This window comes from Collimonas sp. GW821-FHT02H07, assembly GCF_059421505.1.
This window is the reverse complement of record NZ_JBWKVC010000005.1, coordinates 201,117-222,352: the sequence shown is the minus strand read 5'-3', so window position 1 is coordinate 222,352 and position 21,236 is coordinate 201,117. Positions and strand designations below refer to the sequence as shown.

The following is a 21,236-nucleotide window of genomic DNA, read 5'->3' as shown; positions in this document are numbered from 1 at the left end:
TGAACCTCAGGTGATCGGCGCCGGATTGAACAGGGTCAGGGCATTGTGCAGCTTGTGATGTTCGGCCCAGGTCTGCTTGCGGCCGCTGGCGACGTCCAGCATCAGGCGGAACAATTCCCAGCCGACCTCTTCGATGCTGGCTTCGCCGCTGGCGATGCGGCCGGCGTTGACATCCATCAGGTCGTGCCAGCGCCGCGCCAGGTCGTTGCGCGTCGCCACCTTGATCACCGGCACAGCCGCCAGGCCGTAGGGCGTGCCGCGCCCGGTGGTAAACACGTGCAGGTTCATGCCGGCGGCCAGCTGCAAGGTGCCGCAGACGAAATCGCTGGCCGGGGTGGCAGCGTAGATCAAGCCTTTTTGCCTGACCTTGTCGCCGGGTGACAGCACGCCGGAAATGGCGCTGCTGCCGGACTTGACGATGGAGCCCATGGCTTTTTCGACGATATTGGCGAGGCCGCCTTTTTTATTGCCGGGCGTGGTGTTGGCGCTGCGGTCGACGCCGCCGCGGGTCAGGTAATCGTCGTACCAGGCCATCTCGCGGATCATCGCCGCGGCAATCTCCGGGGTTGCGGCACGCGCGGTGAGCTGGTCGATGCCGTCGCGCACTTCGGTGGTTTCAGAAAACATCACGGTGGCGCCGGCTCGCACCAGCAGGTCGGTGGCATAGCCTACCGCCGGATTGGCGGTGACGCCGGAAAAGGCATCGCTGCCGCCGCACTGCACGCCCACCGTCAGTTCCGATGCCGGGCAGGTTTCGCGGCGGCGCCGGTTCAGTTCGATCAGTTGTTCTTCAGCGGTCGCCATGATGGAGACGATCATCGACTCGAAGCCGACATGCTCGGCATCCTGCAGGCAGACCACGCGCAAGCCGTCTTCCTTGCCGCCGGTGTTCTGGATCGGGATCGCGCCTTGCGGGAACAAGCGGCCCGGTTGCAGCTTTTCGCAGCCCAGGCTGACCACCATGGCCTGGCCGCCGAAGTTCGGATTCATGCTGATGTTGCGCAAGGTGCGGATCGGAATTTCCGCGCCCGGCGCATCGATCGCCACGCCGCAGCCGTAGGTATGTTCAAGGCCGATGACGTCGTCCACATTGGGATACCTGGGCAGCAGCTCGGCCTTGATGCGCTTGACCGCGTGCTCCACTACGCCGGACACGCATTGCACCGTGGTGCTGATCGCCAGGATGTTGCGGGTGCCGACCGTGCCGTCGGCGTTGCGGTAGCCTTCGAAGGTATAGCCATCCAGCGGCGCGGCCGCGGCCGGCACCCTGGTAGAGATCGGCAGGTTGCTCAAGCCGCGCGCCGGCGGCATCCGCACCAGCGATTCTTCTATCCAGCTGCCTTGGGGAATGGCGCGCTGCGCATAGCCGATGGCGACGCCATAACGGATGATGGCCTCGCCCTCGGCCAGGTCGCGCAACGCCAGCTTGTGCCCTTGCGGCACCTTGTCGCGCAGCACCAGGCCGCAGGGAAATGCAGTCCCCGCCGGCAGGCCGCCGTCGTTCGCCACGATGGCGACGTTGTCCTCGTCCTGCATGCGGATATATAAAGGCGCGCCGACGGCGGCTACGCTTGCGGCTGTAGTGCTGCCTGTGGCGCTCATCGTGTTTCCACTCCAGATAATCTCTTGTAAGGCGGTTCCGCATCGTCGAGCGGCTTGAGCACCACCCGCTTGATATCCTTGACGATCACCAGGTAGCTGATCACCGCCAGCAAGGCGTTGGCGCCGACGTACACCAGCGCCCATTCGAAGTTGCCGGTTTCCTTGATGATATAGCCGATCACGATAGGCGCCGTGATGCCGGCGATATTGCCGAATGTATTGAACAGGCTGCCGGTCAGGCCGATGATCTCTTTCGGCGAGGTATCGGCCACCACCGCCCAGCCCAGCGCGCCGACACCCTTGCCGAAGAATGCCAGGGCCATGATGCCGACCACCATCCACTGGGTATCGACGTAGTTGCACAAGACCATGGTGGTCGACAGCAGCAGGCCGGCGACGATAGGAATCTTGCGCGCCCAGGTCAGCGAAAAGCCGCGCTTGATCAGGCGGTCCGAGATGACGCCGCCCAGCACGCCGCCAAGGAATCCGCAGATCGCCGGCAGCGAAGCCACCATGCCCGCTTTCAGGATCGACATGCCGCGCTCCTGCACCAGATAGATCGGGAACCAGGTCAGGAAAAAATAGGTGATGGTATTGATGCAGTACTGGCCCAGGTAGACGCCGGCCAGCATGCGGTTGCTCAGCAGCTGCTTGAGATGACCCAGCTTGACGCCGCGATTGACCTGGCCGCCCTTGCCTGCCTCCAGGCCCTGGTCCATATCGACCAGGCCGCCGCCGTCGCGGATGTGCGCCAATTCGGACTGGGTCATGCGCGGATGGCCTTTCGGACTATGCATGGCGCGCATCCAGATCATGCTCAGCAGCATGCCGCCGACGCCCATGACGACGAAGGTTTCCGACCAGCCGTAAGCGTGGGTGATCCATGCCATCAAGGGTGCGAACAGCACCGTGGCGAAATATTGGGCAGAGTTGAAAATCGCCGACGCGGTGCCGCGCTCGGTGGTGGGAAACCAGGCGGCGACAATGCGGCCGTTGGCGGGGAAAGAAGGCGCTTCCGCCAGCCCCACCATGAAGCGCAGCATGAACAATGCCGGCACCGCCCACATGGCGCCGAGAAAATGCACGCCGCCTTGCAGCAAGGTGAACAGCGACCAGATAAAGATGCTGGCGGCATACACCCGCTTGGAACCGTAGCGATCCAGCAGCCAGCCGCCCGGCAACTGTCCCAGCACGTAGGCCCAGCTGAAGGCTGAGAAAATGAAACCCATGGTGACTGCGTCGAAACCCAGCTCGCTCTTCATGGCCGTGCCGGCAATCGACAGGATTGCGCGGTCGGCGTAGTTGAAAGTGGTTACAGCAAACAACATGAACAAGATCATGTAGCGCACATTGCCGCGCCGGCCCTGCACCGGTGCCGAGGCACCCGCTTTATCGATATTCAAAACGTCTCCTGTTGCTGCCAGCGCCTGCGCTGGCGGTGGAATAGCTGCCAAGCACTATTTTTATTGTTATTTATCCTAAACCGATGTTGTGTTATCAGTCATCCTACAACTAGTTTCGTAGTATAATCAGCGCAAATCGATTTAGCAACCGGAATTACCAACCCGCGGCCACTTACCCATGAATACACCGCTCAATCCCCAGCCCGCCCCCGGCGCACCGCGCAAGAAGCATCGCAACCTGGCGCAGAGCGTGGTCGCCAGCATTGCCGACAGCATTCGCGACGGCAGCAGCAAGCCGGGGGACAAATTGCCGACCGAATCGGAATTGATGCGCACCCAGGGCGTCAGCCGCACGGTCATCCGCGAGGCGATTTCGCACCTGCAAGCGTCTGGACTGGTAGAGACGCGGCACGGTATCGGCACTTTCGTATTGGCCGCCAGCAACGCCAGCAATTTCGACATCGACCCGGAAACCGTGATCACCATGCGCGATATCCTGGCGATCCTGGAACTGCGCATCAGCCTCGAAGCGGAAGCGGCGGGACTGGCGGCGGCGCGGCGCAATGAAGAGCAGCTGGCGCAGATGCGGCTGGCGCTGGACGCCTTCCAGAAGAGCGCCCATGAGCGCGGCGACTCGGTCGCAGCCGATGTCCAGTTCCACCTGCATATCGCGCAAGCCACCGGCAACCGTTACTTCGTCGATATCCTGAGCCACCTCGGCACCACCATCATTCCACGCACCCGCATCAACTCGGCGCGGCTGGCGCATGACGATCCGGCCGCCTATCTTGACCGCGTGCACCGCGAGCACGAAGACATCTACAACGCCATCGTACGCCAGGACGCCGAGAGCGCCCGCGCCGCCATGCGCACCCACCTGAGCAACAGCCGCGAGCGCTTGCGCAAGGTGCAGGACAGCATGGGATCCGTGCCGTAATACCAGCAGCCTGTCGCCGGGCAATCCGTCGGCAGGCGCACATCGCCCGCGCTGACCGCGCCGGCGCGGCGCGCGCACTGCCCACCCAGCCATCCCCTACCCTGGCGTCGTCAAAACCCTCCTTCCCGATCAAACCAGCAACAATTCGGACTTGCGCGCCGCAATTCTTTGTTGTACGATGACTGATAACTTAGGTCGAAATGCCGACATCGTTGCTATCGTCAGGCATTCCGTTATCAACCGCAGCACTACACATCACCAAGACCATGACTCCTCAAGAACTCAAGCAAATACTTTCCTCCGGCCTGCTGTCCTTCCCGATCACCGACTTCGATGCGCAAGGCGACTTCCGTCCGAGCACCTATGCCGAGCGGCTGGAATGGCTGGCGCCCTACGGCGCGAGCGCCTTGTTCGTGGCGGGCGGCACCGGCGAATTCTTTTCGCTGACGACCTCCGAGTACTCCGATGTAGTGCGGCTGGCAGTGGAAACCTGCCGCGGCAAAGTACCCATCCTGGCCGGCGCCGGCGGCCCGACCCGCACCGCCATCGCCTTCGCGCAAGAAGCCGAACGCCTCGGCGCGCAAGGCATCCTGCTGATGCCGCACTACCTGACCGAAGCGTCGCAGGATGGCTTGCTGGCGCATGCGGAAGCGGTCTGTAAATCGGTCAAGTTCGGTGTGGTGATCTACAACCGCGGCATCTGCCGCCTCAACGCCGATTCGATGGAGCTGCTGGCCGCGCGCTGCCCGAACCTGATCGGCTTCAAGGACGGCATCGGCGACATCGAACTGATGGTCTCGATCCGCCGCCGCCTGGGCGACCGCCTGACCTACCTGGGCGGCCTGCCAACCGCGGAACTGTTTGCCGCGCCCTACAAGGCGCTGGGCGTGCCGGTCTATTCATCGGCGGTATTCAACTTCATGCCCAAGCTGGCGATCGACTTCTACACCGCCGTCAAGAACGACGACCACGCCACCACCGGCCGCCTGCTCGACAACTTCTTCCTGCCCTACCTGGCGATCCGCAACAAGAAAGCCGGCTACGCAGTCAGCATAGTAAAAGCCGGCGCCACCCTAGTAGGCCACGACGGCGGCCCGGTACGCACCCCGCTGATCGACCTCAACGCAGAAGAACGCGAACAGCTGAAAGCGCTGATCCTGGCGCAAGGGCCGCAGTAAATATCCGGATTAGCAACGGCGCGGATCGCTGGAAATCGATGCCGTAAAAATGCGGAGCTGTTACCGTTGCTTTTGAAGTTGCCGTTGCTTTTGACGTACCCCGCATGCGGACGTTGCCAAATGGGGCGGGGGCCAGTCGGGAATTATGGGACACATGTTTGAGCGAAGCGAGTTTGTGTCCCATCCGACTGGCACGCGCCTCATTTGGGGACCCGCCGAAGGCGGGCAACGGCTGTGCGGTCGCCTTCTTTTTGGTTACTTTTTCTTGGCGAAGCAAGAAAAAGTGACTGGCTGCCGGGCCACTCCCGGCAAGCTTCCACGGAGTAGCAACCGTTTCAGCAACGCACCGACCGTTCTTAGCATGCCACCGCTCTCACTCCGTAGGCCGTTAAATGGGGTCAGAGTAATTTTCGCAAAAGGCCGCGAAAAAAAACTCTGACCCCATTTAACTACGCTGTTGGTGGCGCACATAATCGAATTGAGGAAAATGAATGAATATCACTGGTGAAATGCTCATCGGCCAAACTGCGGTACGCGGCACAGAAGGCAGCCTGCGCGCCATCAACCCAGCCACCAACGAAAAAATCGCCCCCGACTTCGGCACCGGCAGCACAGCAGAAGTAGACCGCGCCTGCAAACTGGCCCAGCAAGCCTTCGACGCCTACCGCGAAACCACCCCCGAACAACGCGCCCAATTCCTCGAAGAAGTCGCCACCGGCATCCTCGCCCTCGGCCCGCAACTGATCGAACGCGCCAGCCAAGAATCCGGCCTCCCCACCGCCCGCCTCGAAGGCGAACGCGGCCGCACCGTAGGCCAGCTGCGCCTGTTCGCCAAAGTCATCCGCGACGGCCACTACCTCAGCGCCACCCTGGATACAGCACTCCCCGAACGCACACCCCCACGCGCCGACCTGCGCCTGCGCAAGATCGCCATCGGCCCCGTCGCCGTGTTCGGCGCCAGCAACTTCCCGCTCGCGTTCTCGGTCGCCGGCGGCGACACCGCCGCAGCACTCGCCGCCGGCTGCCCGGTCGTGGTCAAGACCCACAACGCCCATCCCGGCACCTCCGAACTGGTCGGCCGCGTCATCCAGCAAGCCGTCGCCGCCTGCAAGCTGCCAGAAGGCGTGTTCTCCCTGATCATCGGCAGCGGCAACGAAGTCGGCCAGGCCCTGGTCAGCCATGCCGCCATCAAGGCCGTCGGCTTTACCGGCTCGCGCCAGGGCGGCCTGGCGCTGATGCGCGCCGCCGCCCAGCGGCGCGAACCGATCCCGGTCTACGCTGAAATGAGCAGCATCAATCCCATGTTCCTGCTGCCGCATGCACTCGCCGCGCGCGCAAGCCACATCGGCAGCGCCTTCGTCGACTCCCTGACCATGGGCGTCGGCCAGTTCTGCACCAACCCAGGCCTGGTGATCGGCCTGGCGGGCGAGCATCTGGCGCAGTTCCAGGAAGCCGCAAGCAATGCGCTGAAGGCCAAGGCCGCCGGCACCATGCTGACCCCTGGCATCCATGGCGCCTACGTCGCCGGCGTTGAACGCATGCAAGCAGCCGACGGCGTCGACGCCGTCGGACTCGGCATGGCCGCAACCGCCCCCTGCGCCGCGCAAGCAGCCTTGTTCGCCACCGACGCCGCCACCTTCCTCGCCAGCGAACAGCTGGAAGATGAAATTTTCGGTCCCAGTTCGCTGATCGTCGCCTGCAAGGATGAAGACGAGATGCGCGCAGTAGCGGAACATTTGGCCGGCCAGCTGACCGCCACCCTGCAGCTCGACGCCGCCGACCACGCGCTGGCCAAAACGCTGCTGCCGACGCTGGAACGCAAGGCTGGCCGCATCCTGGTCAACGGCTTTCCGACCGGTGTTGAAGTAGCGTATGCGATGGTGCACGGCGGCCCGTTCCCGGCCACCTCCGACAGCCGCAGCACCTCGGTCGGCGCCAGCGCCATCGAGCGCTTCCTGCGGCCGGTGTGCTACCAGGACTTGCCGGGCGCCTTGCTGCCTGCGGCGCTGCAGGACAGCAATCCGCTTGGCTTGACGCGGCTGGTGGACGGCGCCTTGCTTGGCGCCTAAAGAAAATGGCAATCAAGGGTTTGCGCCCTTGATTGCCATCTGATTTCAAATCTGATTCCAACCCGGCAGCAAATATCGTCCACAGTAACCCGCTGCCGCGTGCCCGCTCAGCTCACTGCGGATCAAACGGCCCGGTTACGGTAAACAGGCCACCCTGAAATTTCCGTATCGGATCGTCCGCCGCCGGCATCGGCTGCGCTTCGATGGCGGCGCGGAACTGCTCTGAACTGTCGCGCGCGACAAAGCCCAGATGCGCGGCGTAGCGGTTATTCCACCAGCTGCCGGCATTGTCGGAAACGCCGTAGACCACGGTGTGGCCGACATCCGGCGTGAACAAGGCGCAGCGCAGCAGTTCGGTCAGGTCGTCGTAGCTCAGCCAGCTGGCGAGCGAACGGCGTTCCTTGGCTTGCGGGAAGGAATAGCCGATGCGGATGCTGACGGTTTCAATGCCGTAGCGGTCGAAGTGCAGCTGCGCCATGTCTTCGCCGTAGGATTTGGACAAGCCGTAATAACCGTCAGGGCGCCGCAGGTCGTGGGCATCGATGACCTGGTCCTGGCGGTAGAAGCCGGTGACATGATTCGAGCTGGCGAAAACAACGCGCTTGACGCCATGGCGGCGCGCCGCTTCGTAGACATGGAATACGCCCTTGATGTTGGCTTCCAGGATTTCTTCGAAGGGCCGCTCCACCGACACGCCGCCGAAATGGACGAGGGCGTCGCAGCCCGCCACCAGCGCATCGACGGCAGCGCGGTCGGCCAGGTTGCAAGGCCGGACTTCTTCATGTGCGATGGCGCTATCCTCCAGCACCGCGGCTAGGTCGGAAACCCGGACGATGCCGGCAAACGCCGCCATGCGCGGCCGCAACACCCGGCCCAGGCCGCCTCCCGCGCCCGTGAGTAACAAGCGACCGTATTTCACGCCGCCTCCTGTCCTGTGTCCTGTATCGCTCATATTGCCGATGTCCCCTGTCGATGTCATTGCGAAGGATGCGCCGATGACCGCCCCATTCTCTCGCAAGAGTTGTTATTGTGCCCTACGTTACAGTTATACGTTGTCCTACAACTTTAGCGATTATGGATCCGGCCGCGCTCCCTTGTCAAACTCCAGATTTATAAGAATAAAATCCCGATCTGCCATACCAGCCATTTAAATATATGTTGTATGATAACTGATGATTGATGATTGATGATTGAATCCCAAATACCAACAAACAGGAGACTTAGATGTTCAAGAAACTGATGCTCTTATGCAGTGCGATGATTTGCTCTATCGCGATCGCGCAGGGAGCGGCCGCTGCTCCGGCGAACGATGAGCAGGTGGTGGCGGACGTCGTCGAACAGCTGCGGGCAGCGATGAACCATCCGGGCGATGGCGCGGCGCTGAAGCCGCTGGTGATGGATGAGCTGAGCTACGGCCACTCGAACGGCAAGGTGCAGGACAAGGCCGAATTCATCGAGGCGCTGGTCAGCGGCGCATCAAACTTCGTCAGCATCGCCCTGTCCGACCAGAGCATCAGGATCGTGCAGGATACCGCCGTGGTGCGGCATACTTTCGTTGCCGTCACCAACGACTCGGGCAAGCCCGGCAACGTGTCGTTGAAAATCCTGATGGTCTGGAAGAAGCACGACGGTCATTGGCGCTTGCTGGCGCGGCAGGCGGTGCGGTTCAGCGCATGAGAGCGCTTGCTCGAACGGCCACGACCGGCCGTTCGCGGCGGTCGTGACAGATGCAATGCAAGCTGAATTCATGACGCCCACGCCAGCGCGCCAACTCAGGCCGGCTGTTGCTGGGTGGTGCAATGAATCCCGCCGCCGCCGGCAGCGATGGCATCGATATTCAATTGCAGCACTTCACGCGCGGGAAACAGATCGCGCAAGATGTCGCAGGTATTCCGGTCGGATTTGGCGTCGCCAAACTCAGGCACGATGACGGCGCGGTTGCACACATAAAAATTAATGTAGCCGGCGGCGAATTCCTTGTTTTCATACTTGCTGCGCACGCTGGCAGGCCCTGGCAGCGCCACGACACGCAATTTGCGCCCCTTGCCGTCGACGGCTTTACGCAATATCTCCAGATGGCGTTTGGTGATGGCATGCTCCGGCGAGGAAGAGTCGGCTTCATAGCCCGCAAGTACCACGCCCGGGCCGGCGAAGCGCGCGTAAAAGTCGGTATGGCCGTCGGTGATGTCGCGGCCGGCGATCCCGGGCAGCCATATGATCTTGTCCAGGCCGAGCAAGCGCATCAGTTCCACTTCGCATTGAGCCTTGCTGACGCCAGGATTGCGGTTGCGGTTGAGGACGCAGCTCTCGGTGATGATGGCAGTGCCCTCGCCATCGACCTCGATGCCGCCGCCCTCTAGCACCAGCTTGCTGCTCAATGGCCGAACGCCTGTGTGTGCGCTGATGAAGCCGGCGACTTCGGCGTCGCGGTCGTAGTCCTGCTTTTCTCCCCAGCCGTTGAAATTGAAATCGACGGCCGCCGTGTTTCCTTGGCCATTTTTAACGAATACGGGTCCGGTATCGCGCATCCACAAGTCATCAATGGGATGGTCAATCAGTTTGACCGCGGCGCCGCATTTGCGCAGGGCGAGCTCATGGTCTTCTTCGCGCACCAGCATGTTGACCGGCTCAAAAGCTGAAATCGCGCGGGCGATGGCCGCCAGGTTGTCCTGCGCGCCGGCCTGCAGGCGCTTGCCCCAGATTTCTTCATCAGGCCCAAAAGCCATCCAGGTGGCAGCATGCGGCTCGCCCTCGTCGGGCATGCGCCAGCCGTTCCCGGACGCAGCCAGGACTGAGCCGTTGATCCCGTCGAACAGGCTCGCCAACAGCACAGCGCCAGACTTGCGCAGCCCTTGTTTCAATACCTCGCGTCGCGTCGTCATTTAAGTTCTCTCCTTGTCGCCGGTGCTGCCCGATTGCGTGCACTCAGGCGAGGGGTTCTTGCTGCGTAGTGCAATGGATCCCGCCCCCGCCGGCAGCAATCGGATCGATATTCAGCTGCACTATGGCACGTCCGGGGAACAATTCCATATAACGAGCCTTGGCATTGGCATCGGCTGCCGCGTCGCCAAATTCCGGCATGATCAGCGCCCCATTGACAAGGTAGAAATTGATATAGCCTGACGCAAAGGTCTTGCTGGCAAACTCTGGCCGGATACGGCCAGGCGCCTCTATCGTGACGACTTGCAAAGGCTTGCCGCTGACATCTGTGGCGGCGCGCAATATTTGCAGATGGCGCATAGTCACCGCATTGTCATAAGAAGCGGGATCAGGATCGAAACCCGCCACCACCACTCCAGGCCGCGTGAAGCGCGCATAGAAATCGGTATGTCCATCTGTAATGTCCTTGCCGGCGATGCCCGGCAGCCAGATGACTTTACGTATCCCTAGCAGCGCGTTCAGCTCGGCTTCGCAATCCGCCTTGCTCAGACCGGGATTGCGATTCGGATTCAGCACGCAGCTTTCGGTAATGATGGCAGTGCCCTTGCCGTCAACTTCGATGCCGCCCCCTTCCAGCACCAGCCTGCTCGGCAGCGTCCGCACGCCTGCCTGCTGCATCACTAATCCCGCCACCTTGCCATCGTTGGCATAGGCCTGCTTTCTGCCCCAGCCATTGAAATTGAAATTGACGCCCGCTCTTTCGCCATTCTGGTTCATGACAAATACTGGCCCAGTGTCGCGCAGCCATAGGTCGTCGATGCCGGTCACCAGCAGCTTCACCCGCGGATCAAGCTTCTGCCTGGCAGTCGCCAGGTCGCGTTGATTGACCAGCACGTTGACCGGCTCGAACTGCACGATAGCATTGGCGATGCGCGCCAGGGCATCTTGCACCGGGACGACTTGCCAGGTTTCCCAGATGGCGTCGGATGCGACAAATGCCATCCAGGTCGCTTTGTGCGGCTCAGCCTCGTCGCGCATGGCCCAACCGGACGCCAGGGCTTGTCCGCTGCTGCCCGCCGGCCGGCCTGCATCATTGACGCCCACCGGCTGGCGTGGCGCGGTCGCGCCGCCGTCGCCTCCGCCACCGCAGGCTGTCAGCAAACCTCCGAATACAAAGGCGCCGCCACCGGCACCGCATTTCTGCAAAAAACCACGACGAGAGCTCACGACTATTTTCTCCTTTAAAGATTGGTTCAAGGCGATGCCTATTGACGGATCGGCAGCGCCAAGGCAGCGATCGCGGGCCAGGACCAACATGGGCAATGGAATACAGAGCCATTATGGAGCGTGCTACACTTGAGGAATATTGATGTTTATTCGATAAATTAATTAGTTTTTCTCATATGTCCATCAATCGTATTCCATCGTTGAAGCTTCTGGGCGGCTTTGAAGCGGCTGCCCGCCTCGGCAATTTTTCGCGCGCTGCCGATGAATTGTGCGTATCGCAATCCGCCATCAGCCATCAGATACAGCTGCTGGAAGAGCAGATCGGCCAGCCGCTGTTCCATCGGGTCGGACGCGGCGTGGAATTGAATGTTGCCGGCGAAGTCTTGCTGCAGAGCGTGCAGCGCTCGTTCGGCACCTTGCGCAGCGGCTTGACGCGCATCGCCACCTATCTCGACCCGGGGCTGGTGGTGCTGGTGTGCCCGGCGCCATTGCTGCATGGCTGGCTGCAGCCGCGGATAGAGCTTCTGCAAGACCGGATTCCAGGACTGTTCCCCTTGCTCTCGACCGATGAAAGCGCCCGCTTCATCGATGAAATCGATGTCGACATCACCATCGGCAACCGCCCGATACAGCAGCCAGGCTTATTGGAAGTCCCTTTGTTGCAGGATGAATGGGTGGTGGTGGGCAACGCCGAACTGGCGGCCAAACTCAACGGCATTCCGCTGGAGCAGCATCATCTGCATACCGGCCTGGTGTGTCTGGAGGATAGCCTGACCGACGATGCGACTGCAGGGATTTTCCGCCATCAGCTGGCAGCGTTCCGGAAACAGGCGATCTACGACGACCTGCGCCTGCTGCTGGACGCCGTGCTGCGCAAACGCGGCATCGCCTGCCTGCCCCGCCTGCTGGCGCAGGATAGCCTGACGCACGGACAAATCAACATCCTGCCCGGCTATCCGCGCTTGCCCGGCGCCACCTGGTGGCTATCGCGGGTCGCGGGCCAGCCGCGTTCGGACATGGTGGCGGATATCTGCGAATACCTGCTGGCCGACGCCGTCAGCAAGTGAGGCGCCGTCAGAATTCCGCTTCATCCATCGCGAACAATTCCAGCTCGTGCGCAAACCCGGGCAAGCGTAGGACATCACCGCGGCGCCGACGGCCAATACATAGGCCAGCCGCTTACCGCTGCGGCAGCCGGTACGGAACAACAAACCTGGAATTGGTGAAGATTTTTAATTCGTACGACCACGATCCCAATGCATATCACCGTTAAGCGTCCGCTTCCGAGAAATGTAGGAAACCGCTTGGGGTCGATAGCAGCCCCCCCCCGGTGATAGGTAGCTGGCGCCCCAAAGCCGACATTGATGCTTAAAGCATTTTCAGTCGCTTTACTAATTAATAACTTGCGTACTAATCGATGTTAATTAGTGAGTAACTTGATGTTGTGTTCGAGGCGCTCTTGCATCATCTGCCGTGTCGCTTCATCAAGGCAATCAGCTGCTGTGCTGAAACTCGTTGTTATGCGTTGGAGCAAGGCGTTAAGGTAGGCGTTCACTTCCTCGTGCGTTGAGAACCCGAATCTGTGACTGTCTCCCAAAAGGGCTTCTCGTGAGATATCGAAGCGCCCCGTCGACAATTGCATCTGAAGCTGTACCGGCGTTTCTAGGGAGTTTGGCACAACATCGAACGCGGGGGATAGCCGCCAACAACCGTCCTCCGCTGAGTAGACCGCCGCGTGGTTGCGGGCGTGGTCGTCGTCGTTGCCGCACATTGCATTGAATACCATTCGGCCAAAAAGCTCGTGCCAGTCCTCAATCGGCGCCCCGATTCGGCGTAGCTCGCCGGCTAAGCGAGGGTAGCTCCACAAATCCGTTTCTAGTCGACCGGGGTATTCTGTCTGAAGCAGCGAGGCAGCGCTGATGCACATGTGGCGCTTCATGCCCATTCTGTCAAATCGCATGACCTGGACGGCGCTTCGGCCGCTAACGGCAGGGTGATAGGCTGTCTCAGCAAACCGGAGTCCGCTTAAAGCTCCCCATCGCTGCCCAAAGTGTTCAAGAAGGGGGATGTTGGCGACATCGGATGAGATGGCCGGCTTGACCATCCAGGACTGGCCGTTCTCTCCCTGAACTGTCGCTTTGGGCCGGGCTCCGCCCAGACTTGCAGTCTGGACCAGCCTCGCTCTAACTTTTGGTCGGACAGGGGGCCTGTGCTCTGCTAAAGCGGCGAGCTCTTCTACTACGTGTGACAACAGTGGTAGTACCGGGGTGCTTAACAGCGCCTGGGGAGGTTTAGGTGAGGGGCCAATTGCCAAAGCCCCCCATCTATCTGCGTTGCTGGCTTTAAGAAGATAGTGGAGAGGGGGAGTGTCCTCCCTCAAGTTGTGTTCGCGTCGTAGCAACGCCTGCCCCCAGGCATCAGGGCACACGTCGCGCAGAGCATCATGCAGCCCGGAGTACCGGGCTGCATGAAACTCTTGCCCTGGCATAAAGGGAAGGTTCACTGGGTCAATTGACCAGATTAATCCTGCGTCAGCATATGACGGGGCGTACAAGAACAAACCTTCGCCCGCCTCGTTCCGGCGATAGCGCCCCACCGTCACCCACGCCCCGTCGTCGGGTCGCTGCAGGTAGACGAAAATCGGCTTAGAAATAGGCGAGCTTCGCATCTGCTCTCTCGTGCTGAGTATGCTTTACTCGTTGCCCTGGTACGCGCCAGTAGTCGCTTGACAAAGCAGGTGTAGCTACAGGTTCAAGTCCCAGTGTCAGAAGAGCTGTTAAGTATATGCCTGCACCCGCGCCCGGGTCGCCTGCCTCGAGTCGGCGAAGGGTACCTCGCGATACTCCAAGGCGAGTGCACAGGTCTTCAGCTGTAATGCGTTGCTGCATGCGCTGAGCGCGAATAGCTTTGCCCCAAGTGTTTAGTCTCTCTTCGACAAGCGATGGCAAAACCTCGGCAGTTAGAAGTTTGCGTGGCATAGTTTCCCCGTTTTTCGTAAAGTCAATCAGGGGCGTTAAACCCTCAATAAACTATCATCTAGATAAATTAATTATCTATAGATAGCTCATTATGTCGCATAACACGCAATCTATCAACCATATATATAAATTAATTATCCATAGATGGCTCATTATGTTGCATAACGCGCGATCTATGAACCTCCATTTTGGCGGTGTGGCGCTTACCTTCGCATATAAATGGATGATACCGAAGAATCATTCCGACCTAAACGAGTGGCTTTATTGAGGGGCTATCTCATACAATTGCAGCCGTCTCGGAACTAAGCTGAGTTTGATAAATGCGAATGCTTGGCGTCCGCTGCTGGCCGAGGCTGTGTAAAAACGCAAAAACATGAAATTTTCGCGGGTAGGATGATCATTGCCGATATCGAGAAAATCGCGTAGCGGTCGTTTTGAGAGGCCGGTTTTTATGTGCGCCGAATTTTTACGCGTTTTTACACAGCCTCGGCCGTTTTGAGCCGGCTTGAGAGAACTCCCGGATGAAGCACCGTGTTTCCTGGACGGTTAAACCACAGCAGCGCTGAACGATTCGGGCCGCCGCGCAAGCAGATGAGACAGCCGTTGAAGACCCGCCTGCAAGCGTCCACGGTCTTTGATGCTACCCAAAGAGATCCGAATTGCATTCACTGATCCGCTGCCAGTTGCGAATGCCTCCGCCGGCGTGACTGCGATGCCCTCGCTGTCGGCTGCACGCGCAAGCTGTGAGGCGTTCCAATACGCCGGCAACTCGAGCCATACATGCAGGCCGTCACCAAAGCCGCTGTACCGCCCCGCCAGAATATCCCGAGCCATCCAGTGGCGCAGGCGCGCCTCGTTGCGCACGCCTTCCATCAATCTGTCAGCCGAACCGTCGAGGATCCACTGCGTGGCCAGTGCGGCCGTCAGAGGAGCAACCATCAGCGCAAATGATCTTAGCGCGACCAGGAAACGTTCGCGTTCGTGCGGGTCGCGTATGAGCACGAAGGCGACACGCAAGCCGGGCGTCAGGCATTTCGACAGGGTTGAGATGTAGTACACCTGTTCCAGGGCAAACGTGGCAATAGGTGGTGGCGGAGCATCGGCAAGGAGCCAGTAGGGATCGTCCTCGACGATGCGTACATGGCAGCGCTTCGCGATGCTGGCGAGCTCCTTGCGCCGGCGTTCCGGAATGGTGATGGCGGTCGGGTTCTGTAATGTCGGATTGAGGTAGACCAGCCCAGGCTTGTGCTGGCGGCACGCTTCCTCAAGCATCTCAGGCACCATCCCGTGCTTGTCCGCTTCCACCGCAATGATATGCCGGCCGAATTGGGTCGCCGCGGCACGCAAGCCGGGATAACTCGTTGGTTCTGCCAGGATGACATCGCCAGGCTCCGTCAGCGCAAGGATCAATGCCGCGATCGCCGCTTGCGCACCCGGACAGACAACAACCTGTCGAGAATCCAGATGTCCAAACATCGGTGCTAGCCATTTGGCTCCAGCCTTACGGTCGGAGTCGCTTCCCCCGGCCAAGTGGTAAGTCATCAGCAATTCATTATCTGCCCTCATCAGTACCTGAGACAAACCTTGTTTCAACATGTCGTCGAAGTCCACGCCATCCGGCGGTGGTGGGGTATTCATGCTCAGGTCGAGGATCGAGGTCAATTCGACTTTCGGCGCCGCGACATAGGTGCCTCGAGCGCCGCGGCCCTCCAACAAGTTGCGGCGTCTGGCTTCGTCGTATGCGCGCGTGATCGTCGTCAGGTCGACGTCCAGCTGTGCTGCCAACTGGCGCTGCGGAGGTAGACGGTCACCCGGTTTCAGCGATCCTTCTACCACCGCCGCCTGCAACGCATCCGCAATCTGCAAAAAACGTGGCCCTTTGTTCCCGGCCAATCGCGGCAACCAGATTGGCAAATTTTCATCTTGTATGGTTTTCGGCTGGGACATTTTGTCTCAATGTATGGAAATTGTTTTCAAGTAGTATGCATCAGGACATGCAGCAACACCATCCTTGCATGGCAGTCGTTGACGTTTTCTCCTCTCTCATCAGCATTCGGCAAATCACTTCGCTGGATGCCGTTGTTATTTCATAGGTAGATGTAATGAAAGATTCAAGCAGGATGCCTGAGGGGATGGCTTGAACAAAAAATGAAGTGTTGAAGCAGCGTTTTGAGGTAGTGCTCCTCACGATAGATAGTGTCAAGTAATAGCCTGGAAATACGCAAAATGATGGATTGGATCCCTATAGTCTTAGTTACGTTCAAGGTTCTCGTGCTCGGCACGGGCATGTTCTTCGCCATCAAGTGGCATTACGATCAAGGGAAAAAGGAGAAGGAGAAGGAGAAGCGCGCGGTGCTACGCGCGGGCGGCAAGGTGGCCGCAGTCTTCGTGCTATCGCTCCTGGGCCTGGGGCTCGTCACCTTCGTCCTTGCCAGGATGCTCGGTTTGGACTTGACCTTTCCATGATGGCAAAGAATAGTCGGCCGATATCCAGTGATGCGGCAGCAATTCCCCGATGCGGCTATTGGGCAGCATCGGCAGGCGGGTCAGAGTGAATCGCCACGAATCTGCTAGACACTCGCTTGCTGTTTAAAATACGTCAAATTTAGATGACCGCTATTGCCGCCGGAAGCGGCCTTTCAAGTCGGGCCACAGCCGATTCAAAACGGTCACAGCTGTTTCCTGAAATCGGACATTCCAATGGGTAGCTGCTTCCGCTTTATCTGCTTCCATTCCGAAAAATCCGTCTGACAGGAGTCATCACATAGGTCGAATGAGAATAGTAAATTTTTAGCGGCGAGTGATGCGCCGCTCAGACTTCCGGCTCATCCGTTGCAAACAATTCCAGCTCCCGCGCAAACCAGAAACAGGCATAGGAAATCAACGCAGCGCCAATGGCAATCACATAAGCCAGCCGCTTGCCATGCCAGAGGCTCCCCAGCCATTGATTGAAACCGGCGATCAGCCTGCCCGAGGTGCCGCCATACATTTCCATGTCGCGCACATAGGCCTTCGATTCGCCTACAGCATAAGCGACCCCGTCCACCACTTGATAGCCGAGTCCGTGGTTGCCGCCGTCGGCCGCATAGTAGTAGACCAGGCCGGCGCTCAGCAAGCCGGCCAGCAAGACCAGCACGCTGGCGCGGTAAAGATAGCGCTGCAGTTTCGCGTTCTTGCTGTCCATGTTTTCCACGCTATCAACGATCTATTGAGCATTTCATAAAGCGCGACAAAACCGCAATCTGTTTTTCGTCGCGCTTAACACACGCAGCTAACAACCAAGCCATGAGATGCGCTCTGTCTTTCTCCGAATCCGTCATGTGGGGTCAGAGTGAGGTTTCACGATAAAGCGCCGCGAAAGTTCACTCCGACCCCAGATGACTCCTGACTCAGATGACTCTGTCCATTTTCTTTGACAATGTCATGACTAATGAAACTCTCATTAGTCTATCTTCGTACCGCGAAACGGAAACGCCTGCTGCCTGATAAACCCGTCCGGCATGTAATCCCCCACCACGCCGTATTTCTCCGGGAAGGCCTTCTTGGCCTTGACCGCAGTGCCGAGGAAATAATCGATGAAGGCAAAGTGCGCCGCATAGTTCTTGTCGATCGCTTCGTCTTCCGATGAATGGTGCCAGTGGTGGAAATCCGGGGTGACGAAGATGTAGCGCAGCGGGCCCCATGGCAGGTGCACGTTGGAGTGGTTGAACACGGCCTGGAAGCCGACGATGATGATGTAGGCGTTGACCACCGACTTGTCGAAGCCGAGCACGAACAGCGGGCCAAGCACCAGCACGCGGGTGCAGATCAGTTCCAGGATGTGCTGGCGCGAGCCGGCCAGCCAGTCCATGGTCTTGACGCTGTGATGGACCGAGTGGAAGCGCCACAGCAAAGGCACTTCATGATAGGCGCGGTGGGCGCCGTACTCCATCAGGTCGGCCACCAGCATGCACAGCAGCAGCTGCGGGATGAAGCTGATGGCGGCCACGGTGTTCTGGAAATCGGCGTGCACCATCCAGCCGAACACGCGGTGGATCATGACGTTGACCACCAGCAGCGCCAGGCCGATGATGAAATGGTTGACCGCGAAATGCACCAGGTCGGTCTGCCATTCAAAGCGGAAGATAGCTTGCTTGCGGTATAGCGGGAACATCTTTTCGATCAGCACGAAGATCAGGGTTGAGCCGAGCAGGTCGATGATGAACCAGTCGAGGCCGATATACGGCGTGTGATCGGGGAAATCGCCGACCGCGACCTTGGAGCCGCCCCAGGCCACTGCCGCCAACACCATCAGCAGCGCGGAAAAATTCAGCGAGCGCTGGCGGCCGAACAGGATGTTAGCCAGCGACAGCACGCCGGCGACCAGCAGCGCGCCGAACAGGATCTGGCGCATCAGGCTGACCGAATACACATGGCGCAGCTCGGGCGTGGTCAGGTATTGCGGGTAATGGAAAGCCAGCACGCCGAGCAGGCTGAGGAAGCCGAGGCTGAGCGCAATCACGCTGGTGATGAGGCCAGTGCCGGGCTGCAGCTCGCCGCTCTGCTGCAGGATGCTGGCGGTGTCCTCCACCATGGCGCTGGTCAGGCTGCCGATTTTTGTAGACTTGGCGCGCGCCGCGGGGCTCGACGTCGGATCCTGCTCTGGCATGTGCGTCTCGATATGAAAATGGAAAGAAGAAGGAGTATAGCAACGGCCCTGAGGTTGTCAGTTGCCAAATCACAACAGCCGGGATAAATATCGCGCCTGCCTTGGCGGATGGATAGCGGAAGGAATCTGATGCGGCGCATGCCGGCTCATGCGGAAAGCCGGATCGGCCCGGTCACAGGCCGATCCGGCTGCGGACGATCAGCCCGGTACTTTGCCTTCCACGCCCTGCACGTAGAACTTGATGCCATGCAGGAAGCCATCGTCGGCGACAGCATCCTTGGCGACCTGCTCCTTGCCGGTATTGTCGACCACAGGGCCTTTCCAGATCGGCGCGCTGCCGTCGACGATGGCTTTCTTGCGCTCGGCCACCAGCGCCTTGACGTCGGCTGGCAGGTCGGCATTGAAGGCGCCCAGGTCGATGCCGTCGTCTTTCAGGCCGATCCAGCTGGTGCTGCTCTTCCAGCTGCCGTCCAGCACTTCGCCGACGCGCTTGGTGTAGTACACGCCCCAGTTGATCATCGATGCCGCCTGGTGCGCTTTCGGGCCGAAGCTGGTCATGTCGCTATCCCAGCCGAAGGCGGCCACGCCTTTTTCCTGGGCGGTCTGGACCACGGCGGCGGAGTCGGTGTTCTGCATCAGGACGTCGACGCCCTGGCCGATCAGCGTGGTGGCGGCTTCACGTTCCTTGCCCGGATCGAACCATTTGTTGACCCATACCACGCGGGTGGTGGCTTTCGGATTGACCGAACGGGCGCCGAGGGTGAAAGCGTCGATGTTGCGGATCACTTCAGGAATCGGCACCGAAGCGACCACGCCCAGCTTGCCCGACTTGCTGATCTTGCCGGCGACGACACCCGCGAGATAAGCGCCCTCGTAGGTGCGGACATCGTATTGCGCCAGGTTGTCGGCGGTCTTGAAGCCGGTGGCGTGCTCGAATTTGACATCGGGGAATTCCTTGGCCACCTTCAGCATCGCTTCCATGTAGCCGAAGCTGGTGCCGAAGATCAGCTTGTTGCCGTCGACCGCCAGCTGGCGGAATACGCGCTCGGCATCGGCAGCCGATTCCGGCACGTTCTCGACGAAGCTGGTCTTCACCTTGTCGCCGAATTTCTCGTCGACCGCCTTGCGGCCCTTGTCATGGGCAAAGGTCCAGCCGGCGTCGCCGACCGGGCCGATATACACGAACGCCACTTTCAGCGGTTCAGCCTTGGCCGGCGCCGGCGCGGATGCCGGTGCGGCGGCAGGCGCCGCCGCTTCCTCCTTCTTGCCGCAGCCGATGAGCGCGGCGGCGGTCAGTGCGGCCAGCATGGCCAGCGATGCCCTGCGTGATATCTTCATTACTTATCTCCCTCTGTGTTGATGGTTGGTCGGCCTGCTATCTGATTTGCTTTGCTCAGCTGGCGTCCGGCTTGAACGGTTTGCCCAGCGACGCCGGCATGTTGAGCCGGATCCAGTCGGGGTTGCGCGAGATCAGCGCCAGCACCACGATGGTCGCTACATACGGCGCCATCGACAATACCTGCGACGGAATATTCACTCCCATGCCTTGCAGATAAAACTGCAAAATCGTGACGCCGCCGAACAGCAGCGCGCCGAGCAGCACCCGCAGCGGCCGCCAGGTGGCGAAGGCGGTCAGCGCCAGCGCGATCCAGCCGCGCCCGGACACCAGGCCCTCGACCCACATCGGCGTATACACCAACGATAAATAAGCGCCGGCCAGGCCGCAGCAGGCGCCGCCGAACAACAAGGCGGCGAAGCGTATCCAGCGCACCGGGTAGCCCAGCGCATGCGCCGATTCCGGCGATTCGCCGATGGCGCGCAGGATCAGGCCGGCGCGGGTGCGATAGATGAACCAGGCGATGACGCCGCACAGCAGCAGCGCCAGGTAACTCATCCAGTGCTGCTGGAACAGGGCCGGGCCGAGGAAGGGAATATCCTTCAGAAATGGAATGCCGCGCGCCTGCGCCGGCAAGCCCAGCCCGACTAGGCTCTGGCCGAGGAACGCCGACAATCCGGCGCCGAAGATCGACAAGGCCAGCCCAGTCGCCACCTGGTTGGTGGCCAGCACCAGCGCCAGCCAGGAAAACAGCGCTGCCATGAGGACGCCGCTGAGGGCGCCCGCGAGGAAGCCGAGCATCGGGTTATGGGTGGTGTAGCCGACCGCGAAGCCGGCGATGGCGGCCACCAGCATCATGCCTTCCGCGCCGAGGTTGAGGACGCCGGCGCGCTCGTTGATCAGCAGGCCGAGCGCCGCCAGCAGCAGCGGCGTACCAGCGTTGATCGAAGCGGCGATCAGTGAGGCGAATTGTTCCAT

General features: G+C 60.3%; 18 protein-coding genes. 6 read left to right on the top strand and 12 right to left on the bottom strand.

Going from position 1 to position 21,236, the window contains the following annotated elements:
• Nucleotides 1-6: 6 nt before the first annotated feature.
• Nucleotides 7-1,602 carry a galactarate dehydratase gene (gene garD / locus AC07V8_RS10630; RefSeq protein ID WP_494677840.1) on the bottom strand — a complete coding sequence of 532 codons (1,596 nt, stop codon included), beginning with the start codon at nt 1,600-1,602 and terminating at the stop codon, nt 7-9.
• Nucleotides 1,599-2,942: an MFS transporter gene (locus AC07V8_RS10625; RefSeq protein ID WP_494678037.1), complete on the bottom strand. Its 1,344-nt coding sequence runs from the start codon at nt 2,940-2,942 to the stop codon at nt 1,599-1,601. Before AC07V8_RS10625 ends, garD begins: the two co-directional genes overlap by 4 nt.
• 241 nt (nt 2,943-3,183) lie before the next feature.
• Between AC07V8_RS10625 and AC07V8_RS10620 the strand changes: the two genes are divergently transcribed.
• The 3 genes from AC07V8_RS10620 (at nt 3,184) to AC07V8_RS10610 (ending at nt 7,189) form a co-directional block, all read left to right on the top strand.
• Nucleotides 3,184-3,942 (top strand): FadR/GntR family transcriptional regulator, encoded by a 759-nt coding sequence (locus tag AC07V8_RS10620; RefSeq protein WP_494677841.1) that lies wholly within the window; start codon nt 3,184-3,186, stop codon nt 3,940-3,942.
• Between the two features lie 266 nt (nt 3,943-4,208).
• Nucleotides 4,209-5,120 (top strand): 5-dehydro-4-deoxyglucarate dehydratase, encoded by a 912-nt coding sequence (gene kdgD / locus AC07V8_RS10615; protein WP_494677842.1) that lies wholly within the window; start codon nt 4,209-4,211, stop codon nt 5,118-5,120.
• Between the two features lie 491 nt (nt 5,121-5,611).
• A complete protein-coding gene (locus tag AC07V8_RS10610; RefSeq protein ID WP_494677843.1) occupies nt 5,612-7,189 on the top strand; it encodes an aldehyde dehydrogenase (NADP(+)) in 1,578 nt (525 codons plus the stop codon).
• Nucleotides 7,190-7,301: 112 nt separating this feature from the next.
• Here AC07V8_RS10610 and AC07V8_RS10605 read toward each other — a convergent pair whose 3' ends face one another.
• On the bottom strand, nt 7,302-8,141 hold the full coding sequence (locus AC07V8_RS10605) for an NAD-dependent epimerase/dehydratase family protein (protein ID WP_494677844.1): 840 nt from the start codon (nt 8,139-8,141) through the stop codon (nt 7,302-7,304).
• 272 nt (nt 8,142-8,413) lie between these two features.
• Between AC07V8_RS10605 and AC07V8_RS10600 the strand changes: the two genes are divergently transcribed.
• Complete coding sequence (locus AC07V8_RS10600; protein ID WP_494677845.1) at nt 8,414-8,866, top strand: nuclear transport factor 2 family protein; 453 nt, start codon at nt 8,414-8,416, stop codon at nt 8,864-8,866.
• A 95-nt stretch (nt 8,867-8,961) separates the two neighbouring features.
• On the opposite strand, the gene AC07V8_RS10595 is transcribed toward AC07V8_RS10600, so the two are convergent.
• Nucleotides 8,962-10,071, bottom strand: coding sequence for an agmatine deiminase family protein (locus AC07V8_RS10595; protein ID WP_494677846.1), 1,110 nt, complete (start codon nt 10,069-10,071; stop codon nt 8,962-8,964).
• A 43-nt stretch (nt 10,072-10,114) separates the two neighbouring features.
• Nucleotides 10,115-11,296: an agmatine deiminase family protein gene (locus tag AC07V8_RS10590; protein ID WP_494677847.1), complete on the bottom strand. Its 1,182-nt coding sequence runs from the start codon at nt 11,294-11,296 to the stop codon at nt 10,115-10,117.
• A gap of 176 nt (nt 11,297-11,472) precedes the next feature.
• Here AC07V8_RS10590 and AC07V8_RS10585 point away from each other — a divergent pair, with 176 nt between their 5' ends.
• The gene (locus AC07V8_RS10585) at nt 11,473-12,363 is read left to right on the top strand and encodes a LysR family transcriptional regulator (protein WP_494677848.1); all 891 of its coding nucleotides are present in this window, start codon (nt 11,473-11,475) and stop codon (nt 12,361-12,363) included.
• A gap of 353 nt (nt 12,364-12,716) precedes the next feature.
• On the opposite strand, the gene AC07V8_RS10580 is transcribed toward AC07V8_RS10585, so the two are convergent.
• The 3 genes from AC07V8_RS10580 to AC07V8_RS10570 all read right to left on the bottom strand — a co-directional run bounded on the left by AC07V8_RS10580 (nt 12,717) and on the right by AC07V8_RS10570 (nt 16,221).
• A complete protein-coding gene (locus tag AC07V8_RS10580) occupies nt 12,717-13,784 on the bottom strand; it encodes a type II toxin-antitoxin system HipA family toxin (protein WP_494721462.1) in 1,068 nt (355 codons plus the stop codon).
• 157 nt (nt 13,785-13,941) lie between these two features.
• Nucleotides 13,942-14,274 carry a helix-turn-helix domain-containing protein gene (locus AC07V8_RS10575; protein WP_494677850.1) on the bottom strand — a complete coding sequence of 111 codons (333 nt, stop codon included), beginning with the start codon at nt 14,272-14,274 and terminating at the stop codon, nt 13,942-13,944.
• 546 nt (nt 14,275-14,820) lie between these two features.
• Nucleotides 14,821-16,221, bottom strand: coding sequence for an aminotransferase-like domain-containing protein (locus AC07V8_RS10570; RefSeq protein WP_494677851.1), 1,401 nt, complete (start codon nt 16,219-16,221; stop codon nt 14,821-14,823).
• A gap of 279 nt (nt 16,222-16,500) precedes the next feature.
• Between AC07V8_RS10570 and AC07V8_RS10565 the strand changes: the two genes are divergently transcribed.
• A complete protein-coding gene (locus AC07V8_RS10565) occupies nt 16,501-16,740 on the top strand; it encodes a hypothetical protein (protein WP_494677852.1) in 240 nt (79 codons plus the stop codon).
• Nucleotides 16,741-17,086: 346 nt separating this feature from the next.
• Here the strand turns inward: AC07V8_RS10565 and AC07V8_RS10560 are convergent, their stop codons facing one another.
• The 4 genes from AC07V8_RS10560 to AC07V8_RS10545 all read right to left on the bottom strand — a co-directional run bounded on the left by AC07V8_RS10560 (nt 17,087) and on the right by AC07V8_RS10545 (nt 21,236).
• Complete coding sequence (locus AC07V8_RS10560; RefSeq protein WP_494677853.1) at nt 17,087-17,458, bottom strand: hypothetical protein; 372 nt, start codon at nt 17,456-17,458, stop codon at nt 17,087-17,089.
• Between the two features lie 258 nt (nt 17,459-17,716).
• Nucleotides 17,717-18,847, bottom strand: coding sequence for a sterol desaturase family protein (locus AC07V8_RS10555; protein WP_494678038.1), 1,131 nt, complete (start codon nt 18,845-18,847; stop codon nt 17,717-17,719).
• A gap of 273 nt (nt 18,848-19,120) precedes the next feature.
• Entirely contained in the window at nt 19,121-20,260 is a 1,140-nt protein-coding gene (locus AC07V8_RS10550; RefSeq protein ID WP_494677854.1) for a BMP family ABC transporter substrate-binding protein, read from the bottom strand.
• A 55-nt stretch (nt 20,261-20,315) separates the two neighbouring features.
• Nucleotides 20,316-21,236: an ABC transporter permease gene (locus AC07V8_RS10545; RefSeq protein ID WP_098494892.1), complete on the bottom strand. Its 921-nt coding sequence runs from the start codon at nt 21,234-21,236 to the stop codon at nt 20,316-20,318.

Coding starts and splice junctions, on each gene's coding strand:
- AC07V8_RS10565 (WP_494677852.1), top strand. CDS start 16,501: ATGATGGATTGGATCCCTATAGTCTTAGTTACGTTCAAGGTTCTCGTG.
- AC07V8_RS10545 (WP_098494892.1), bottom strand. CDS start 21,236: ATGGAACAATTCGCCTCACTGATCGCCGCTTCGATCAACGCTGGTACG.
- AC07V8_RS10595 (WP_494677846.1), bottom strand. CDS start 10,071: ATGACGACGCGACGCGAGGTATTGAAACAAGGGCTGCGCAAGTCTGGC.
- AC07V8_RS10610 (WP_494677843.1), top strand. CDS start 5,612: ATGAATATCACTGGTGAAATGCTCATCGGCCAAACTGCGGTACGCGGC.
- garD (WP_494677840.1), bottom strand. CDS start 1,602: ATGAGCGCCACAGGCAGCACTACAGCCGCAAGCGTAGCCGCCGTCGGC.
- AC07V8_RS10620 (WP_494677841.1), top strand. CDS start 3,184: ATGAATACACCGCTCAATCCCCAGCCCGCCCCCGGCGCACCGCGCAAG.
- kdgD (WP_494677842.1), top strand. CDS start 4,209: ATGACTCCTCAAGAACTCAAGCAAATACTTTCCTCCGGCCTGCTGTCC.
- AC07V8_RS10580 (WP_494721462.1), bottom strand. CDS start 13,784: ATGCCAGGGCAAGAGTTTCATGCAGCCCGGTACTCCGGGCTGCATGAT.
- AC07V8_RS10605 (WP_494677844.1), bottom strand. CDS start 8,141: ATGAGCGATACAGGACACAGGACAGGAGGCGGCGTGAAATACGGTCGC.
- AC07V8_RS10575 (WP_494677850.1), bottom strand. CDS start 14,274: ATGCCACGCAAACTTCTAACTGCCGAGGTTTTGCCATCGCTTGTCGAA.
- AC07V8_RS10600 (WP_494677845.1), top strand. CDS start 8,414: ATGTTCAAGAAACTGATGCTCTTATGCAGTGCGATGATTTGCTCTATC.
- AC07V8_RS10560 (WP_494677853.1), bottom strand. CDS start 17,458: ATGGACAGCAAGAACGCGAAACTGCAGCGCTATCTTTACCGCGCCAGC.
- AC07V8_RS10570 (WP_494677851.1), bottom strand. CDS start 16,221: ATGTCCCAGCCGAAAACCATACAAGATGAAAATTTGCCAATCTGGTTG.
- AC07V8_RS10555 (WP_494678038.1), bottom strand. CDS start 18,847: ATGGTGGAGGACACCGCCAGCATCCTGCAGCAGAGCGGCGAGCTGCAG.
- AC07V8_RS10550 (WP_494677854.1), bottom strand. CDS start 20,260: ATGAAGATATCACGCAGGGCATCGCTGGCCATGCTGGCCGCACTGACC.
- AC07V8_RS10625 (WP_494678037.1), bottom strand. CDS start 2,942: ATGATCTTGTTCATGTTGTTTGCTGTAACCACTTTCAACTACGCCGAC.
- AC07V8_RS10585 (WP_494677848.1), top strand. CDS start 11,473: ATGTCCATCAATCGTATTCCATCGTTGAAGCTTCTGGGCGGCTTTGAA.